Source organism: Nocardioides sp. (assembly GCF_036274455.1).
In the GTDB taxonomy this organism is placed as follows: Bacteria; Actinomycetota; Actinomycetes; order Propionibacteriales; family Nocardioidaceae; genus Nocardioides.
The window spans coordinates 1-14,599 of sequence record NZ_DASUFR010000146.1; the positions used below are offsets into that span (position 1 = coordinate 1).

Sequence of the window (14,599 nt, forward strand, 5' to 3'; positions counted from 1 at the left end):
TGCTTGAGGGTCGTGCGTCTGGGCCGGTCGGCAAGGTGGCATCGGTTGGTCGAGGTCGCCGTGGCCATGGGCTCATGGCCCCAAGTCGGCGACGTGGAGGTGCGCCGGGGCGCTGCCATCGACATGTACGGCTGCAAAGGACGCCAAGCCGGGCCTCCGTGTCGTGTGCGGATCACGGACCGGCGTCGGACGATGTCGGGCGGCGATGGTTCGAACCGGTAGCCCATCCCGGGTTCGTTGCGGACCTACCGAGGTCGCGCGGGTCGGGCTCGTGCTTCCGGCGTAGCGGGGCCATGTAGAGCCGGAGCGCAGACACGTCCAACGGACCAAGCGATCTGGACCCCGTCGAGTCGTCACAACACCAGCGGCAGCGCTTTGTACGACGAAACGGACGCAGATGGTTACTACGACATCAGCACTTGCGGCTGACCGCTCACAACGCCATCAAGTCGCGGTGACTATCCGGATCGATCACCACTTGCCTCACCACCCGGCTCACCATGCACGGGCGTGTCATCTCGATGCGCTTCTCGTCGAGCCGTTAGCGTCCACGGGCGTCCACCGCGTCCGCTCCACCGTGATCGATGTTGCCTCTGAGAAAGAGGTGATGACATGGAGAACCTGCTACTTAAGGTCCCCGAAGTGGCTCGCAGTCTGGGTATCAGTCGTGCCAAGGTCTACGAACTGATCGCCGCCGGCATCCTGACCTCGGTCAAGATCGACGGATGTCGCCGGGTGCGGGCCACCGATCTTCGCGCCTACGTGGACTCGCTCCCGTCCGCCTCGTAAACCAACGGCCGGAGCAGCGTCAGGCGGACGACTCCCGGCTCCGCAAAGCCACGACGTCGCCGGGTAGGCCAGCGGCGAGCTGGCTCATGGTCTGGGCGAGCTCGCGGTCGCGCTGGGCGTCGGCGTGCTGGTAGATCATCGCGGCCCGCACCGTGGAGTGGCCGAGCCGGTGCTGAAGCTCGCGCAGGCTGGCGCCGGCCTGTGCGGCGATGGTCGCGCCGGTGTGCCGCAGGTCGTGCCAGGTCAGCTCGGGGCGGCCGATCTGGTTCCGTGCTCGGCGGAAGCCACGCTGGCGAAGGTTGGCGGGAGCGATCCGTCCTCCTTCGTCGGCGAAGACCAAGGCATCAGGTCCCTTGCCGGTGAAATGCTCCATGTGCTCGGCCAGCAGAGCAACGACGTGCGGCGGCAGGTGCACGGTGCGGCGTGAGCTCTCGGTCTTCGTCGTGCCGAGGAAAGGCGGCTCGCCGGGCAGGTAGGTGACGGCACGCTCGACCCGCAGCGTCCCGGCCTCGAGATCGACGTGGCGGCGGGCCAGCCCGAACAGCTCACCGGCACGCAGGCCGGACCAGGCAGCGACCTGAACCGCGGCCGCCCACCGGGGCGGCATCGCCGCGGCCAGAGCGTCGACCTGCTCAGGCGTGGCTGGTACCCGCTCCGGGGTGCGGATCAGCCCGGCGGATGGGATCTGGCACGGGTTGGCATCGATCCGGCCGTCGCGGACGGCCTGCTGCAGCACCGTCTTGAGGTAGCGGTAGGCCTGCGCCACGCGGGCGCGGCCGGGCGGGTTGGCACCCGCCGCGGGCCGTGCGACTGTCGGTGCCGGGCCGGGGCCGGGACAGCCCGCGGCCTCCCAGTCCCGCAGCACCGCCGCCGGGAGCCGTCCGGTGGTGCCGACCCGGAGCCCCTGGTCCAGCGCCCAGGACCTCGCGGCGTGCACCTTCTCGCGCTGGCGTCGCTGGCTCTCGGTGGCGCGGGTGGCGGCCCGCATGTCGGTGGTGCGGATCGCCGCGGCGTACCACTCCCGGATCACGGCCACCGTGAGCAAGCCCAGCTCCATCTCGCCCAGGTTGATCGTGCGTACCGCTCCCCCGCGGCCGGGCGGCAGCTCATGAGTGGCGTTGATCCACAGCCGGGCAAGCTCGTCGTAGAGCTGCCGGGTCTTCGGGGCCAGGTCGACCCGGACCGCGAGCAGGCTCGCGCTGTAGTCGGCCAGGGTGACCGCGCCGAGCTCGGGTGCCCGCCACGCGCCGCGGACCATGTCGGCGCGGACCGTGGCCAGGTAGTCCTCCGCCTCCCGCTTGGACACAAAGGTCACCGGGGCGGTGTGCCGCTCCTCGCGCGAATCGGTGAACCGCGCCTGCCAGCGGCCGCTGGGCAGTCGGCGGACGTTGCCGAACGACGTCCTGGTCGGCTTGCGCGGGGTGGAGCGGGTGCTTCTCGGGGTGGCCACGGGGGGTCTCCTCGCCGTCGGGCGCCCGCGGCCGGGAACCGCGGACGCTTGGGAGAAGCAACCGATGGCTCGAGGCTTCGGGCACGTTAGGGCACGACGCCCGAGGAGAAGCCCCGAAATGACATCAGACGGGGCCGGACACCCCGTCTGACCTGCAGAGATGAGTGGAGCTGAGGGGACTCGAACCCCTGACCCTCTGCATGCCATGCAGATGCGCTACCAGCTGCGCCACAGCCCCAAGGCGTTGCCCGAGGTGGAAGCCCTGCGGACAACTCGCGGAATCTTAGCCAACGGCCCTCACAGGGAGCGAATCGGCACCGTCCGGTTGTAGGCATGCAGCCGCCAGCGCGCGTCGGGCGTACGGCGGCGCAGGACCGCCCAGCCGCAGTTGTCCATCCCGTGCACGGTCAGCGCGTCCTCGGAGGGCCAGCCCAGCATGGCGGCGACGGCGGTGCGGATCGCGGCGCCGTGCGAGACCACCAGGGCCGTGCCGTCGGCCGGCACCGCGGCGGCCGCCTCGGCCAGCGCGTCGGTCATCCGCGCGGCGACCTCCGACTGCTTCTCGGCGCCGTCGACGGCGTCCCAGTTGGCCCGGACGAACTCGGCGTACTCCTCGGGAGCCTCCGCCTCGAACTCGTGGTGGTAGAGCCCCTCACGGTGGCCGAGGGAGTACTCCCGGAGCCGCTGGTCGAACCGCGGCGTGAGCCCGCAGGCGGCAGCGACGTACGACGCCGTGTCGCGGGCCCGGTCGGAGTCGGAGGCCCAGAGCACGTCGGGCGCCAGCGCGGCGAGCACCGGCGCGACCGCCTCGGCCTGCGCGTGGCCGAGCGGGTCGAGCTGGGAGTCGGACTGCCCCTGGATCCGGCGCGCGGCGTTCCAGTCGGTGCGGCCGTGCCGCAGGAGGATCAGGTCGACCACGGGTCAGCCGCGCGGGGAGCTCGTGACGTCCGCGGGCAGCGGGATGGTCGGGCAGTCGCGCCAGAGCCGCTCCAGCGCGTAGAACTGCCGCTCCTCCTCGTGCTGCACGTGCACGACGATCTCGCCGTAGTCGATGAGCACCCAGCGGCCGTCGCGCTCCCCCTCGCGGCGGATCGGCTTGGCGCCGATCTCGCGCAGCTTGTCCTCGATCTCGTCGACGACGGCGCGCACCTGGCGGTCGTTGGAGGCGGAGGCCAGCAGGAAGGCGTCGGTGATCGCGAGCTGGTCGCTCACGTCGAAGGCGATGATCTGCTGGGCCAGCTTGTCCGAGGCCGCGCGCGCGGCGGTCACGACGAGCTCGACGGCGTGGTCGGTGGCGGTCACTGTGGTTCAGGGGCTCCAGGGTCGGGCGGGTAGAGGTGGTGCTTGGCGATGTACTGGACGACCCCGTCGGGGACGAGGTACCAGACCGGTTCCCCGCGGCGGGTCCGGGAACGACACTCGGTGGAGGAGATCGCCAGCGCCGGGATCTCGACCATCGTCACCTTGTCCGACGGGATCGCCGCCAGGGTCTCGGGGTCCATCTCGTGGCCGGGCCGGGTGCAGCCCACGAACTGCGCCAGCTCGAACAGGTCGTCGGCGGCCCGCCAGGTGAAGATTTCGGCGAGCGCGTCGGCGCCGGTGATGAAGTAGAGCGAGGCGTCCGGCATCAGCGCCTGCAGGTCCTTGAGGGTGTCCACGGTGTACGTCGGCCCGGCCCGGTCGATGTCGACCCGGGAGACGTTGAACCTCGGGTTGGACGCCGTCGCGATCACGGTCATCAGGTAGCGGTGCTCGGCGGGAGTGACGTCGCGCTCGGACTTCTGCCACGGGTCGCCGGTGGGGACGAAGACCACCTCGTCGAGGTCGAACCAGGCCTGCACCTCGGAGGCGGCGACCAGGTGACCGTGGTGGATGGGGTCGAAGGTCCCGCCCATCACGCCGACCCGACGCGTCATCTGGCCGCCAAGGGAGTCAGGAGTGCTCGCGTCCGCCGCCGAAGGCGGCCAGGGCGATCAGCAGCCCGAACAGGAGCAGGAGGACGCCGCCGCCGACGGCGAAGCTGATGCGCTCGTCGGCCGCCATCGCCACGATCTGCGCGGAAGTCATGGGCACACCCTATAGGCCGCGTCGTCGGTCAAGGGCACCCGGTTTCGCCGCGGTCAGCGCACGTGGCCGTCCCCGACCACGACGTACTTCGTCGACGTCATCTCGGGCAGCCCCATCGGGCCGCGGGCGTGCAGCTTCTGGGTGCTGATCCCGATCTCCGCGCCGAAGCCGAACTCGGCCCCGTCGGTGAACCGCGTCGAGGCGTTGACCAGCACCGCGGCGGAGTCCACCTCGGCGGTGAACCGGCGGGCGGCACGCTGGTCCTCGGTGACGATCGCGTCGCTGTGCTGGCTCGACCAGCGCCGGACGTGGGCGATCGCCTCGTCGAGCTCGGGTACGACGCGGGCCGAGATGTCGAGCGAGAGGTACTCCTCGCCCCAGTCGGCGTCCGTGGCGGGCAGCACGCCGTCGTACGCCGCGAACGCCTCGTCGCCATGGATGGTCACCCCGGCCTCCTGCAGGGCTGCCACCACCCGGGGCAGGAACTCCTCAGCCACGTCCGCGTGCACCAGCAGGGACTCGGCGGCGTTGCAGACGCTGGTTCGCTGGGTCTTGGCGTTGAGCACGATGGCCAGTGCCTTGTCGAGGTCGGCGGCCCGATCGACGTAGACGTGGCAGTTGCCGACGCCGGTCTCGATCACCGGGACGGACGCCTGCTCGACCACTGAGCTGATCAGCTGGGCTCCCCCGCGCGGGATGAGCACGTCGACCAGGCCGCGTGCCTGCATCAGCGCCTTGACCGAGTCGTGGGTGTCACCGGGGACCAGCTGGACAACGTCGGCATCGAGGCCGGCGGAGGCCGCGGCGTCGCGGAGCACCGCGACGATCGCCGCGTTGCTGGACCGGGCCGAGGAGGAGCCGCGCAGCAGCACGGCGTTGCCGGACTTGAGGCAGATCCCAGCGGCGTCGGCGGTCACGTTGGGCCGGGCCTCGTAGATCATCCCGACCACGCCGAACGGCACCCGCACCTGCCGCAGCTCGAGCCCGTTGGCCAGGATGCCGCCGCGGACGACCTCGCCGACCGGGTCCGGGAGCGCCGCCACCTCGCGCAGCCCGCGGGCCATGTCCTCGAGCCGCTGCGGGGTCAGCCGCAGCCGATCGACGATGTTGGCCGGCGTACCGTCCGCCTCGGCGCGCGCCACGTCCTCGGTGTTGGCGTCGAGGACCTCGCTCCACCGCGCCAGCAGCGCCTCGGCCATCGCCAGGAGGGCGGCGTCCTTCTCCACGCGGGTGGCCAGGGCGAGCCCGTGGCTCGCCTCGCGGGCTCGCCGGGCGGCGTCGAGGACGTCCTCGCTCATACCGAAGAGCCTAGGCGGCAGACTCGGGGGCGATGGCCGCGTCCGAACCGCTGAGATTCGTGGTGAACCGCCACCACGCAACGACGCTCCACTTCGACCTGCGGCTCGAGGTGGAGCGCGTCCTGGTCTCCTGGGCGGTGCCCAAGGGACCGACCCTGGACGCCGGCGCTCGTCGGCTCGCCGTGCAGGTCGAGGACCACGAGCTCGACGAGCACCTGGAGCTCGAGGACGAGCGCAAGGTCGTCTGGGACACCGGGTTCTACCAGCCCGCCGCCGACCCGCGGACCGCGCTGGACGACGGACACCTGCGGTTCGTCCTGGCCGGTCACAAGCTGCGCGGCGCCTTCGCGCTGTCACAGACCCGGATGGGCGGTGACGACCGGAACTGGATCCTGGTGAAGGTCGACGACGAGTACGCCGTACCCGGCCACGAGTGGACCACCGAGGACATGGGCTCGGTCCTCAGCGACCGCCGGCTCGAGGTCGACGGTGGCTGAGGTGCGAGGCGGGCCGCGCCTGCCCTGAGGCGCGAGCGAAGCGAGCCTCGAAGGGCCGAGCCTCGAAGCCAGGTGACCCGGGGCTGGGACCAACCCCGAGTGCCATCGCTGCGGAGGTCTCGACAGGCTCGACCAGCGGCGGCCCGGTAGGTCCCCGCCCCGAGTGCCATCGCTGCGGAGGTCTCGACAGGCTCGACCAGCGGTGGCCCGGTAGGTGCCTACCGTGCGGAGGCTACGAGGCCTCACACCTCAGCCACCGTGCCGGGTGAAGCGCCTCGCACCTCAGCCGCGGGCGGCGAGCTTCCTGTTGGCTCTGGTGAGCGTCTGGGCGTGCCGGCGGAGGTCCTTCCAGGGGCATTCGCGGCCGCTCAGCCGGCGCCGGACAGTCTTCACCGTCACCTGGGCCGGCCTCACCTTCGTGAGCTCGTCCCAGGTGATCGGGAAGGAGACCGGCGCACCGGGACGTGCGCGGACGGCGTACGCCGGGACCGCGGTCTGGCCGTAGGCGTTGCGACCGATGTCGACGAAGACCCGGTCACCGCGCTTGGCCTTGCGCTGCTCCATGGTGAGCAGCTCGGGCGCGGCGGCGGCAAGCCGCTCGCCGCAGGCGCGGGCGAAGTCGCGGACCTCGTCGAACCCGAGGCTCGGCCGCAGGGGCACCAGCACGTGGTAACCGCGCGAGCCCGTGGTCTTGAGATAGGTCGTCAGCCCGAGGTCGTCGAGCAGCTCACCGACCATCCGGGTTGCGCGGCGTACCTTCGCCAGGCTGTCGTCGGACGGGTCGAGGTCGAAGACCAGCTGGTCGGGGTGCTCGAGGTCCTTCTCGGTGCACAGCCAGGTGTGTGGCGTGATGCAGGCCTGCTGGGCGAGGTAGACCAGGCTCCGCCGGTCGTCGACGACGACCTGCCGCTGACGGCCGTCCTCGGTGTGCACCTCGACGGTGCTCATCCAGTCCGGGAAGTGTGACGGCACCTTCTTCTCGTAGAACGCCATGCCGCCGATGCCGTCCGGGAACCGCTGCATGTTGACCGGACGGCCGCGCAGGTGCGGGAGCATCACCTCGGCGACCTCGGCGTAGTAGCGCGCCAGGTCGAGCTTGGTCACTGCGTACGTGTGGGCTGGGTCGTCGGGGAAGAGCACCTTGTCGGGCCTGCTGATCTCGACGCTCGCCACTTGGACAGGCCCAGCCTCACTCGCGGACGACATCGGCCGCCTTCTTGTCCGTGCGCAGCCCGAGGTAGCGCGGGTGCCGTAGCTGGCCGTCGCGGGTCCACTCCGTGAACGCGACCTCCGCGACCAGCCGGGGTTCGGCCCAGTGCACCCCCTTGCGCGGGATCGACGAGCCCCGCGTGCACGGCGTGGTGTTGCGCTCGATACGGGACAGCCTGTCGTGCAGGTCGCGCAGGACCGACTGCGAGAAGCCGGTGCCGACCTTGCCGGCGTACACCAGGTCCTCCCCGTCCTTCCGGTCCCAGTAGGCGAGCAGCAGCGCTCCGAGCGCCACCCGCGACCCCTCCGGGTCGGTCCAGCCGACCACGACGAGCTCCTGCCCGGCCTCGCACTTGAATTTCAGCCAGCGGTCGGTGCGGCCGGTGGCGTACGCCGCGTCCGCGCGCTTGGCGATCAGCCCCTCCCAGCCCTTGCGGCAGGCCTCGGCGAAGTACTCCTCACCACCCCTGCGGCGGTGCGGGGTGTAGCGGATCGGCCCCTCGAAGGTGAGCAGCTGGCGCAGCCGCCGCTTCCGGTCCAGCATCGGCTCGCCGCGCACGTCCGCGCCGTCGACCCGCAGCACGTCGAAGACGTAGAAGTAGACCGGGACCCCGCTCCGCCGCGCCTTCTCGGCGCTGCTCACGTGGATCCGCGGCTGGAGCCTGGCGAACGACGTCCGCGACCCCTCGAACGCCACCACCTCCCCGTCGATCACGAAGTCGGTGGACGCCTGCTTCTCGAGGGCCTCGGCGATCTCGGGGAAGGCCACGGTCACGTCGCGCCCGGAGCGGGAGTAGAGCTTCGTCCCGCTGCTGCTGCGGACCGCGAGGCAGCGCTGGCCGTCGAGCTTGCGCTCGTAGACCCAGCCCGGCTCCCAGAACCGCTCGTGGCTCAACGTGGCCAGCGCCGGCTGAGGGACGTCGGTGCTCACCTGCCATCTGTACCCGCCGCGCCACCGTAGGGTCAACGCGTGACCCAGCCACCAGACGCGACACAGCCCGTCAACCCCATGCCGCCGCCCCCTCCGGCTCCCCCGGGCGGGACCGGTACGCAGCCGATGCCGCCGGTGCCCCCGCCGCCGCCACCGCGTGCGCCGCGGCAGCCCGCGGACCGGGGCCCCCTGGTCCGGGCCGTCCTCGCGGTGCTCGTCGTGGGGCTGACCGTCCTCGCGCTCGCGGTGATGGTGAACGGCCAGCGCGGCTACCAGGACTGGACGACGTGGGCGATCTTCGCGACCGTGATGGCGGCCGCGCACCTGCTCCCGCTGGTCTGGAAGGGCGAGCCCCGGCGGGTCTGGGACGTCGTGGCGCTCGCCACCGTCGGCCTGGTCTTCTACTGGGTCGCGCTCGTGCTGCCCTTCATCGGCTACGCCACCAGCTTCGCGCAGACGATGGCGGTCGCGTGCGCCCTCGCGCACCTGTGGCTGCTGCCCGGACGGCGATGAGGACGCGCACCCTCGCCTGGCTCGGGACCGCGCTCGCGGTCCTCTCCCTCGGGCTGCCGTGGCGGTTCCTCGTCGGTACGCCGGGTCATGTGACCTCCGGCTACTACACCAACTACTGCTACTACGACTACTTCGGCACCTACGTGTGCGACACCTCGTTCACGCCGGGAGTGTTCGTCCCGGGCCTGACCGGTGGCAGCTACGCCGGCACGGACTCGGTGGCCAGGTTCTTCATCGTCGCCGCAATCGCACTCGCGCTCATCGGCGGGCTGTACGTCGGCAGCGCGCGGCCCGTGCGCTGGGCGGCGTACGCCGGCGTGGCGGGCGTCCTGCTCTACGCCTACTACGGCCTCATGGGCGGCCTGCTCGCCATGGCCGCCGCCAGCGTCTGCTTCTGGCTCGCCGCCCGGCACATGCCTGACGAGGCACCTGCCTGAAGCGCTGATCGAGCCTGTCGAGATCCCCGCAGCCGGCGCCGGGACTCACCCGGGCGCCCCAGCTGCGGACGTCTCGACAGGCTCGACGAGCGCAGGTCAAGTCCCGGCCCCACCTGCGGCGAAGCCGTCAGCCCTTGCGCTTGTTGACCTCGTCGGTCGCCGCCGGAAGCACCGTCTTGAGGTCGCCGACGACACCGAAGTCGACGAGCTCGAAGATCGGCGCCTCCTCGTCCTTGTTGACCGCGACGATGGTCTTCGAGGTCTGCATCCCGGCCCGGTGCTGGATGGCACCGGAGATGCCGGCCGCGATGTAGAGCTGCGGCGAGACGGTCTTGCCGGTCTGACCGATCTGGAACGAGTGCGGGATCCAGCCCGAGTCGACCGCGGCCCGGGAGGCGCCCACGGCGCCGCCGAGGGCGTCGGCCAGCCCTTCGACCGGGGCGAAGTCGCCGCCGGTGCCGCGGCCGCCGGACACGATGATCGCGGCCTCGTTGAGGTCGGGGCGGCCGGTCGCCTTGCGCGGCTGGGTGGCGACGATCTGGGCACCCTTGGCGCTGTCGGAGATCTCGGCGGAGAACTCCTCGACGCTGCCGGCACCCTCGGACTCCTGCGGGGCGGCGGAGTTGGGCTTGACGGTGATGATCGGGGTGCCCTTGGTGACCTTCGCGGTCACTGTGTAGTTGCCGGCGAACACGCTCTGCGTGGTGACCGGCGCTCCCCCGTCCGCCGAGACGTCGACGGCGTCGGTGATCAGCCCGGACTCGAGCTTGATGGCGAGCCGGCCGGCGATCTCCTTGCCCTCGACGTTGGAGGGGATCAGGATCGCCGCCGGCGAGACCTTCTCCGCCACCTGCTGGAGGGCCTCGGCCTTCGGTGCGACGAGGTAGCCCTTGATCTGGGCGTCGTCGACGACGTAGACCTTCTCGGCGCCGTACTTCTTGACCTTCTCGGCCACCTCGGCGCCCTTGCCGACCTCGCCGATGAAGACCGCCGACGGCTCGCCGAGCCGCTTGGCGATGGTCAGCAGCTCGTAGGTCGGCTTGCGAACGGCACCGTCGACGTGGTCGACGAGCACGAGAACTTCAGACATGGGTATCCCTGTTCGGTTCGGCGAAGTGGCTCAGATGAACTTCTTGGCGGCGAGGAACTCGGTCAGCGCGATCGCGCCGGAGCCGTCCTCGTCCTTGACGATCTCGCCCTGGCTGCGCGGCGGGCGCTCGGTGGTGTCCTCGACCGCGGTCCACGCCGCGGAGAGGCCGACCTCACCGGCGTCGACGCCGATGTCGCTCAGCGACCAGGTCTCGAGCGGCTTCTTCTTGGCCGCCATGATCCCCTTGAACGACGGGTAGCGGGCCTCGCCGGACTGGTCGGTCACCGACAGCACCAGCGGCATCGTCGCGCCGATCACCTCGGTGGCGGTGTCGCCGTCGCGCTTGATCCGGACCTGGTCTCCCTGGGTCTCGACCACCGACGCCATCGTGACCTGCGGCCAGGAGAGCCGCTCGGCCAGCATGGCCGGTACGACGCTCATCGAGCCGTCGGTCGAGGCCATGCCGCACATCACCAGGTCCACGCCTCCCTCGGAGCCGGCCTTCTCCACCGCCTTCGCGAGCACCAGCGAGGTGGCCGCGGCGTCGGAGCCCGCGATCGCGTCGTCGACGACGTGGATGGCCTTGTCGGCGCCCATCTGGAGCGCCTTGCGCACCGCGTCGACCGCCTTCTCGGGGCCGACGCAGAGTGCGGTGACCTCCACACTCTGCCCATCGCTGGCTTCGCCGGCCTTCTCCTTGAGCTGGAGGGCCTGCTCCACGGCGTACTCGTCGAGCTCGGAGAGGAGACCGTCGACGCCGACGCGGTCGACGGTGTTGTCGTCCTCGAACCTGCGGTCAGCGGTGGCGTCCGGGACGTACTTGACACAGACAAGAATGTTCATGGTGCTTCGGAGGCTACCGTCGTGTCACACCGAGTTACACCACGGTCCGGCGAGGGCTTCCTCACAGTCCGGAACGGCCTCAGGGCCGGATCGTGCGATAGAGGACCCGCCCGACGAACAGCCAGGCGGCTGCGCCGAGGCCCCAGTTGAACAGGGCGTTCTTGGTCTCCGCGTCCGGGCCGTGGAACTGCTTGATGCCGTTGTCCTTGGAGAAGATGCCGAGGTCGACGCGGTCCGCACCGGCGAGCACGAACTTCACCAGCTCGTTGTCGCGGTTGGCGTCCAGCGCGATGAGCAGCGCACCGACGGCGAGGAAGAGCGCGGCGGTCAGGAACAGCAGCCAGACCACCTGTGCGGCGACGAGCCGGGTGCGGGCCACGGTGCCGGCGCCGCGAGTGGCACGGCCCGACGTGCCCGAGGCCTCGGCCTTCGCGTCGGTCTTGTCCGCCATCGTTCCCCGTCCCGCTCAACGACCTTCGAAGGTTGCCTTGCCCGGTCCCTGCTCGACGAAGGATCGCATACCGGTGGTGCGGTCCTCGGTGGCGAACAGCGCCGCGAACGCCGCCCGCTCGATCTCCAGCCCGGTGTCGAGGTCGACCTCGAGACCCCGGTCGACCGCCTCCTTCGCCGCGCGCAGCGCCAGCGCGGCTGCGCCCCTGAACTGTCCGGCCCAGGCGACCGCCTCGTCGTACACCTGCTCCGCGGGCAGCACCCGGTCGACGAGCCCCATCGCCAGCGCCTCGTCGGCCTTGACGAACCGGCCGGTGTAGATGAGCTCCTTGGCCCGGCTCGGGCCGACCAGCCGGCTCAGCCGCTGGGTGCCGCCGGCTCCGGGGATGATCCCGAGCAGCACCTCGGGCTGCCCGAGCTGGGCGTCCTCCGCGGCGAACCGCACGTCTGCGGCCAGCGCGAGCTCGCAGCCACCACCGAGCGCATAGCCCGTGACCGCGGCCACGACCGGCTTGGGGATCCGGGCGACGGCGGTGACCGCGGACTGCACCGACTCACCGCGCTTGAGCATGTCGGCGTAGGACAGCTCGGCCATCTCCTTGACGTCGTTGCCGGCCGCGAAGACCTTCTCACCGCCGTAGACCACGACCGCGCGTACGTCGTCACGCTCGGTCGCCTCTGCGGCGGCCTCGCGCAGCTCGGCCTGGACCTGGAAGCTGATCGCGTTCATCTTCGGCCGGTCCAGGCGGATGGTGCCGACCCCGTCGGCCACGTCGAGGCTGACAAACTCCCTGGCGAACTCACCCATGCCCGGCATTGTGCCGGGATGTCCCAGAGCGCCGGGACGCGCCTCTCTAGAGTGGCCGGGTGCCCGGACTCTGGCGGACCCGCGACGAGGTGGCGCCGATCTGGCCCGGCACCAACCACCACCTCGGGTCGACCTGGTCGGAGGAGTCGACGAACTTCGCGGTCTGGGCGCCCGAGGCGACCGCCGCCTACCTGTGCCTGTTCGCCGACGACGGCACCGAGACGAGGCACCGGTTGACCGAGCGCTCGCTCGGCATCTGGCACGGTGCGCTTCCCGGGATCGAGCCGGGCCAGCGCTACGGCTACCGGCTGGCCGGCCCGTGGGCGCCGGACCAGGGGCTGCGGTTCAACCCGCAGAAGGTGCTGCTCGACCCCTACGCGCGGGCGATCAGCGGCGAGCTGGTCCAGGACCCGGCGATCTTCGGGTACACCCTCGGTGCGCCGACGGTGCGCGACTTCCAGGACTCGGCCGGGAAGGTGCCGCTCAGCGTGGTGGTCGACAACGGCTTCGACTGGGGCGAGGACCAGCCGATGCGCCGCCGCTGGCGCGACACGGTGATCTACGAGCTGCACGTCAAGGGGATGACCCGGCTGCACGACCGGGTGCCGGAGGAGCTGCGCGGGACGTACGCCGGACTGGCCACGCCCACCGTCACCGACTACCTCCGCGACCTCGGCGTCACCGCGGTCGAGCTGCTGCCCATCCACCAGTTCGTGACCGAGCCCGCGGTGGCCGCGCGGGGGCTGACCAACTACTGGGGCTACAACTCGATCGGCTTCTTCGCCCCGCACGCGGCGTACTCCTCGAGCGGCGACCGCGGCCAGCAGGTCACCGAGTTCAAGGCGATGGTCAAGGCGTTCCACGACGCCGGGCTCGAGGTCATCCTCGACGTCGTCTACAACCACACCGCCGAGGCCGGCGTCACCGGGCCGACGCTGTGCTTCCGCGGACTGGACGACAAGATCTACCACCGGGTCCCGCCCGGCCCCGCCGGCGAGGGGTTCCACGACCGCTACTGGGACGTCACCGGCTGCGGCAACACCGTCGACGCCAGCCACCCGTTCGCGCTGCGGATGATCCTCGACTCGCTGCGCTACTGGGTCACCGAGATGCACGTCGACGGGTTCCGCTTCGACCTGCTCTCGGCACTGACCCGCACCGGCCGCGCGGTCGACATGCGCAGCCACCTCCTCGTGGCCATCGGCCAGGACCCGGTGCTGCGTCACGTGAAGCTGATCGCCGAGCCCTGGGACGCGTCCACCGACGGCTACCGGGTCGGCGAGTTCCCGCCGCCCTGGATCGAGTGGAACGACCAGTTCCGCGACGAGATCCGCGACTTCTGGAACGGACGCTCCTCCGGCATCCGCGACGTCGCCACCCGGATCGCCGGGTCGTCGGACCTCTACGCCGACGACGGCCGCTCGCCGTACGCCTCGGTCAACCTCGTCACCGCCCACGACGGCTTCACCGTGCGCGACCTGGTCAGCTACGACCACAAGCACAACGAGGCGAACGGCGAGGGCAACCAGGACGGCTCGGACAACAACCGGTCTTGGAACCACGGGGTCGAGGGCGAGACCGACGACCAGCGCATCGTGGCCTTGCGGCGCCGGCAGGCCGCGAACCTGATGGCGACACTCTGCCTCTCCAACGGCGTACCGATGATCACCGCCGGCGACGAGCGCGGCCGCACCCAGCGCGGCAACAACAACGCCTACTGCCAGGACAACGAGATCTCGTGGATCGACTGGCGACCCGACGACGCCTGGCTCGACGTCTACGAGGTCACCAAGGTCGCGCTGCGGCTGCGCAGGGAGCACCCGGCGCTGCGGCAGCGGCACTTCTTCGAGGGCAGGCCCACGATCCGCGGTGGCCCGAAGGACCTGGCCTGGCTGCACCCCTCCGGGCGCGAGATGACCGGCGACGACTGGCACGACCACGCCCTGACCACGCTCGGCATGTTCGTCTCCGGCGCGCCGCTGCGCTCGCCCGGGCCGCGCGGCGAGCAGCAGGTCGACTCCTCGTTCGCGATGTACTTCAACTCCGGCCCGAGGGCCGTCCCGGTGGTGATCCCGGAGAACGACTGGGTCCAGACCGGGGAGGTCGTGCTCTCGACCGACCCCAAGCTCCCGGTCGGTACGCCGGTCAAGGCCGGCGACCTGATCCGCCTCGGTGGGCGGAGCGTGGTCGTGATGCAGGAGACCTGAGGCGTCTGCC

General features: G+C 71.0%; 17 protein-coding genes and 1 tRNA gene. 5 read left to right on the plus strand and 13 right to left on the minus strand.

Features of this window, described 5'->3' with window-relative positions; all coding sequences use genetic code 11:
* Positions 1-612: 612 nt before the first annotated feature.
* On the plus strand, positions 613-789 hold the full coding sequence (locus VFV89_RS14110; RefSeq protein WP_329706585.1) for a helix-turn-helix domain-containing protein: 177 nt from the start codon (positions 613-615) through the stop codon (positions 787-789).
* A 19-nt stretch (positions 790-808) separates the two neighbouring features.
* Here VFV89_RS14110 and VFV89_RS14115 read toward each other — a convergent pair whose 3' ends face one another.
* The 7 genes from VFV89_RS14115 to VFV89_RS14145 all read right to left on the minus strand — a co-directional run bounded on the left by VFV89_RS14115 (position 809) and on the right by VFV89_RS14145 (position 5,604).
* Positions 809-2,239, minus strand: coding sequence for a site-specific integrase (locus VFV89_RS14115; RefSeq protein WP_329706586.1), 1,431 nt, complete (start codon positions 2,237-2,239; stop codon positions 809-811).
* A gap of 165 nt (positions 2,240-2,404) precedes the next feature.
* Positions 2,405-2,477: transfer RNA gene (locus VFV89_RS14120), tRNA-Ala, on the minus strand.
* Between the two features lie 59 nt (positions 2,478-2,536).
* Positions 2,537-3,157 carry a histidine phosphatase family protein gene (locus tag VFV89_RS14125; protein WP_329706587.1) on the minus strand — a complete coding sequence of 207 codons (621 nt, stop codon included), beginning with the start codon at positions 3,155-3,157 and terminating at the stop codon, positions 2,537-2,539.
* Between the two features lie 3 nt (positions 3,158-3,160).
* Positions 3,161-3,541: a ribosome silencing factor gene (rsfS, locus tag VFV89_RS14130; RefSeq protein ID WP_329706588.1), complete on the minus strand. Its 381-nt coding sequence runs from the start codon at positions 3,539-3,541 to the stop codon at positions 3,161-3,163.
* The gene (nadD, locus tag VFV89_RS14135; protein ID WP_329706589.1) at positions 3,538-4,155 is read right to left on the minus strand and encodes a nicotinate-nucleotide adenylyltransferase; all 618 of its coding nucleotides are present in this window, start codon (positions 4,153-4,155) and stop codon (positions 3,538-3,540) included. Before nadD ends, rsfS begins: the two co-directional genes overlap by 4 nt.
* A gap of 16 nt (positions 4,156-4,171) precedes the next feature.
* Positions 4,172-4,306 carry a hypothetical protein gene (locus VFV89_RS14140; RefSeq protein ID WP_329706590.1) on the minus strand — a complete coding sequence of 45 codons (135 nt, stop codon included), beginning with the start codon at positions 4,304-4,306 and terminating at the stop codon, positions 4,172-4,174.
* 53 nt (positions 4,307-4,359) lie between these two features.
* Positions 4,360-5,604: a glutamate-5-semialdehyde dehydrogenase gene (locus VFV89_RS14145; RefSeq protein WP_329706591.1), complete on the minus strand. Its 1,245-nt coding sequence runs from the start codon at positions 5,602-5,604 to the stop codon at positions 4,360-4,362.
* A 32-nt stretch (positions 5,605-5,636) separates the two neighbouring features.
* Between VFV89_RS14145 and VFV89_RS14150 the strand changes: the two genes are divergently transcribed.
* A complete protein-coding gene (locus tag VFV89_RS14150; RefSeq protein ID WP_329706592.1) occupies positions 5,637-6,101 on the plus strand; it encodes a DNA polymerase ligase N-terminal domain-containing protein in 465 nt (154 codons plus the stop codon).
* A 282-nt stretch (positions 6,102-6,383) separates the two neighbouring features.
* On the opposite strand, the gene ligD (VFV89_RS14155) is transcribed toward VFV89_RS14150, so the two are convergent.
* Together ligD (VFV89_RS14155) and ligD (VFV89_RS14160) are read right to left on the minus strand one after the other, a co-directional pair.
* On the minus strand, positions 6,384-7,274 hold the full coding sequence (gene ligD / locus VFV89_RS14155) for a non-homologous end-joining DNA ligase (RefSeq protein ID WP_329706593.1): 891 nt from the start codon (positions 7,272-7,274) through the stop codon (positions 6,384-6,386).
* Between the two features lie 16 nt (positions 7,275-7,290).
* Positions 7,291-8,241, minus strand: coding sequence for a non-homologous end-joining DNA ligase (gene ligD, locus VFV89_RS14160; RefSeq protein ID WP_329706594.1), 951 nt, complete (start codon positions 8,239-8,241; stop codon positions 7,291-7,293).
* 39 nt (positions 8,242-8,280) lie between these two features.
* On the opposite strand from ligD (VFV89_RS14160), the gene VFV89_RS14165 reads away from it, so the two are divergent.
* Together VFV89_RS14165 and VFV89_RS14170 are read left to right on the plus strand one after the other, a co-directional pair.
* Positions 8,281-8,754: a hypothetical protein gene (locus VFV89_RS14165; RefSeq protein ID WP_329706595.1), complete on the plus strand. Its 474-nt coding sequence runs from the start codon at positions 8,281-8,283 to the stop codon at positions 8,752-8,754.
* Positions 8,751-9,191 carry a hypothetical protein gene (locus tag VFV89_RS14170; RefSeq protein WP_329706596.1) on the plus strand — a complete coding sequence of 147 codons (441 nt, stop codon included), beginning with the start codon at positions 8,751-8,753 and terminating at the stop codon, positions 9,189-9,191. The genes VFV89_RS14165 and VFV89_RS14170 overlap by 4 nt, the downstream gene beginning before the upstream one ends.
* A 127-nt stretch (positions 9,192-9,318) precedes the next feature.
* On the opposite strand, the gene VFV89_RS14175 is transcribed toward VFV89_RS14170, so the two are convergent.
* The 4 genes from VFV89_RS14175 to VFV89_RS14190 all read right to left on the minus strand — a co-directional run bounded on the left by VFV89_RS14175 (position 9,319) and on the right by VFV89_RS14190 (position 12,391).
* Entirely contained in the window at positions 9,319-10,281 is a 963-nt protein-coding gene (locus tag VFV89_RS14175; RefSeq protein ID WP_329706597.1) for an electron transfer flavoprotein subunit alpha/FixB family protein, read from the minus strand.
* Between the two features lie 30 nt (positions 10,282-10,311).
* Entirely contained in the window at positions 10,312-11,124 is an 813-nt protein-coding gene (locus tag VFV89_RS14180) for an electron transfer flavoprotein subunit beta/FixA family protein (protein ID WP_329706598.1), read from the minus strand.
* Positions 11,125-11,203: 79 nt separating this feature from the next.
* A complete protein-coding gene (locus VFV89_RS14185) occupies positions 11,204-11,575 on the minus strand; it encodes a hypothetical protein (RefSeq protein WP_329706599.1) in 372 nt (123 codons plus the stop codon).
* Between the two features lie 15 nt (positions 11,576-11,590).
* A complete protein-coding gene (locus tag VFV89_RS14190; protein ID WP_414690389.1) occupies positions 11,591-12,391 on the minus strand; it encodes an enoyl-CoA hydratase/isomerase family protein in 801 nt (266 codons plus the stop codon).
* A gap of 50 nt (positions 12,392-12,441) precedes the next feature.
* Between VFV89_RS14190 and glgX the strand changes: the two genes are divergently transcribed.
* On the plus strand, positions 12,442-14,589 hold the full coding sequence (glgX, locus tag VFV89_RS14195; RefSeq protein ID WP_329706601.1) for a glycogen debranching protein GlgX: 2,148 nt from the start codon (positions 12,442-12,444) through the stop codon (positions 14,587-14,589).
* Positions 14,590-14,599: the final 10 nt, after the last annotated feature.